The 2,706-nt window shown below is 39.8% G+C and carries 3 protein-coding genes and 1 pseudogene; 3 read left to right on the top strand and 1 reads right to left on the bottom strand.

Features of this window, described 5'->3' with window-relative positions:
- Nucleotides 1-329: pseudogene (locus tag QM959_RS09395) on the top strand (hypothetical protein); the annotation flags it as partial.
- Here QM959_RS09395 and QM959_RS09400 read toward each other — a convergent pair.
- Entirely contained in the window at nt 283-735 is a 453-nt protein-coding gene (locus tag QM959_RS09400) for a universal stress protein (RefSeq protein ID WP_261041647.1), read from the bottom strand. The pseudogene QM959_RS09395 and the gene QM959_RS09400 overlap by 47 nt on opposite strands.
- Before the next feature lie 161 nt (nt 736-896).
- Between QM959_RS09400 and QM959_RS09405 the strand changes: the two genes are divergently transcribed.
- Entirely contained in the window at nt 897-1,190 is a 294-nt protein-coding gene (locus QM959_RS09405) for a hypothetical protein (protein WP_414372858.1), read from the top strand.
- Nucleotides 1,191-1,346: 156 nt separating this feature from the next.
- Nucleotides 1,347-2,561: a pyridoxal phosphate-dependent aminotransferase gene (locus tag QM959_RS09410; RefSeq protein ID WP_414372859.1), complete on the top strand. Its 1,215-nt coding sequence runs from the start codon at nt 1,347-1,349 to the stop codon at nt 2,559-2,561.
- Nucleotides 2,562-2,706 lie beyond the last annotated feature (145 nt).

Genomic DNA, 2,706 nt, shown 5'->3' on the forward strand with positions numbered 1-2,706 from the left:
ACTCTTTGGGACGGCTAAGGAGTACCATAATTTGAGATACACTAGAGAGAAAGGAAAGTCCAAAATGGAGGATAAGGTTGGGCTTACTTTAGCGTGTTTAAATATTAAAAAATTAGTTAAATGGATAACGAATATCCCTTTTTATTTTTCTCAAATTCAGATTTTGGGATAGATTAGTAGGTGATAAGACAAAATATTTTTGAAAAGCAAAAAAGACAAACGCCAAAAATGACGTTTGTCTACATTCTGAGAAAAGGAGCTCTAAGCTCCTTTTCTTGGTGATTATAATGTTTTTTCTTGTTCTCTCACCACCAGCAAATCAACCTTAGCATGGCGGAGAATGTATTCAGATGAAGAGCCGACCAAGAGGCGTTCAAAGGCGTTGAGACCAGTTGCGCCAACGAGGATGAGATCCACTTCCTCTGCATCTGGAATAGTACGTGCTAGTAGGGTCTTTGGATTTCCCATTTCAATGACGATATGAACATCTGCCACACCAGCATCTTTAGCACGTTTTTCGTACTCTTTCATCAGATTTTCAGCGTCGACTTGGAGTTCTTCGTAAACTTCAGCATCAAAGGTGGATACGCTTTGGAGAGCGCGTGTGTCAATGACATGTGCGATGGTGAGTTTAGCGTCGTTTCGTAGAGCAGAGTGAACTCCCTTGACAAAAGCCAAGTCCGCTTCCTTAGAACCATCGATTGCGACCATAATATTTTGGTAACGTTGTGCCATAATGAAACCTCCTGAAATTTTCTTACTATAATTGTAAACCTTTTCACTATAGAAGTAAAGCAAAAAAAGTATTTTTCAAAAGAATGTTAGCGCTTAAAAACTATATAAATATATGATAAAATAAAAGAAAGGATAGCAGGAAAGAAGTGAGAGGAGGGAGAATGATGAAAAGCTCTTTTCAAAAATCAAATTTCCTTTATTATGGAATTATCCTAGTTTCAGTCTGGGTAGAAGTTATCATGATCTGGCAATTAGAGAAGCTGATTCCCCTTCTTTATCCAGGTTTTATCGGCTTTTTAGTCTTTCATCTACTCTACCATCTGCTCTTATTCCTAGTTGCAAAACGAAGTGGGCGCTTAAATTACTTGATGATATGGGGGCTTTTCCTCATGTTCAATCTTCTTTATGATTCCTTTTTAGGCTTGCTTTTTCTAGGTTTATCTTTTGGTATGTGATATGTCTTTGGCAGAATTCCTGCTATCTCACTTGTCTTGACCTCGCTTTTAGTGAGGTTTTTCTTCTATACAAACCTAGTAACACATTTCAGTAAACTTGTCGCATTCTCTTTCTAGTGGTATAATGTTACTATCCTGATGAATTGAGGAAACAAGATGAAAGAATATAACAAGTCTAGTAAGTTAGAGCATGTTGCTTATGATATCCGTGGTCCTGTTTTGGAAGAAGCTATGCGGATGCGAGCAAACGGCGAAAAGATTTTACGTCTGAATACAGGAAATCCAGCAGAATTTGGCTTTACAGCGCCAGACGAGGTCATTCATGACTTGATTATGAATGCGCGTGATAGTGAAGGATATTCTGACTCCAAAGGGATTTTCTCAGCCCGTAAGGCCATCATGCAGTATTGCCAATTGAAGAAATTTCCAAACGTAGATATTGATGATATTTACCTTGGAAATGGTGTTAGTGAGCTGATTGTTATGTCCATGCAGGGGCTTTTGGACAATGGGGATGAGGTATTGGTACCTATGCCAGACTATCCTCTCTGGACAGCGGCTGTCAGCCTAGCTGGAGGAAATGCCGTTCACTATATCTGTGATGAAGCTGCAGAATGGTATCCAGATATTGACGATATTAAGTCAAAAATTACTTCCAATACCAAGGCAATCGTCCTTATCAATCCAAACAATCCAACTGGAGCCCTTTATCCTAAGGAACTATTGCTGGAGATTATTGAGATTGCCCGTCAAAACGATTTGATCATCTTTGCGGATGAAATTTATGATCGTATGGTTATGGATGGGAATGTTCATACGCCCGTTGCAAGTTTGGCTCCAGACCTCTTTTGTGTGAGTATGAATGGCCTATCTAAATCTCACCGTATCGCTGGTTTCCGTGTAGGTTGGATGGTCTTATCTGGGCCTAAACATCATGTAAAAGGCTATATTGAAGGTCTCAACATGCTGTCCAATATGCGCCTTTGCTCTAACGTTTTGGCCCAACAGGTCGTACAAACTTCCTTGGGTGGCCACCAGTCAGTCGATGAATTGCTCCTTCCAGGTGGACGAATTTACGAGCAAAGAAATTTCATTTACAATGCCATTCAAGAGATTCCAGGTCTCTCTGCTGTTAAACCAAAGGCTGGGCTTTATATCTTCCCTAAAATCGACCGCAATATGTACCGTATCGATGATGATGAGCAGTTTGTTCTTAATTTCTTGAAGCAGGAAAAGGTTCTCTTGGTTCATGGTCGAGGCTTTAACTGGCAGGAACCAGACCACTTCCGTATTGTTTACCTTCCTCGTGTTGATGAACTAGCCCAAATCCAAGAAAAGATGACTCGTTTCTTGAAACAGTATCGCAGATAGGGCTTACATTCGAAAAAGGCTAAATTCCTAAACTAAGTTCCATCGCTAATTCAAGTGGAAGTTAGTCTGATAAAAACCCTAAAAACCAGTGGCAATCCGTGTCAAGGTAAGTTCTACTGGTTTTAATAATGCTTGGTTTTATAGC

The sequence above is a fragment of the Streptococcus mitis genome (assembly GCF_047459985.1).
GTDB lineage: Bacteria > Bacillota > Bacilli > Lactobacillales > Streptococcaceae > Streptococcus > Streptococcus mitis_DZ.

What these genes read in the sequence shown, in the direction of transcription:
- QM959_RS09400 (WP_261041647.1), bottom strand. Translation starts at nt 735, where the DNA reads ATGGCACAACGTTACCAAAATATTATGGTCGCAATCGATGGTTCTAAG.
- QM959_RS09405 (WP_414372858.1), top strand. Translation starts at nt 897, where the DNA reads ATGATGAAAAGCTCTTTTCAAAAATCAAATTTCCTTTATTATGGAATT.
- QM959_RS09410 (WP_414372859.1), top strand. Translation starts at nt 1,347, where the DNA reads ATGAAAGAATATAACAAGTCTAGTAAGTTAGAGCATGTTGCTTATGAT.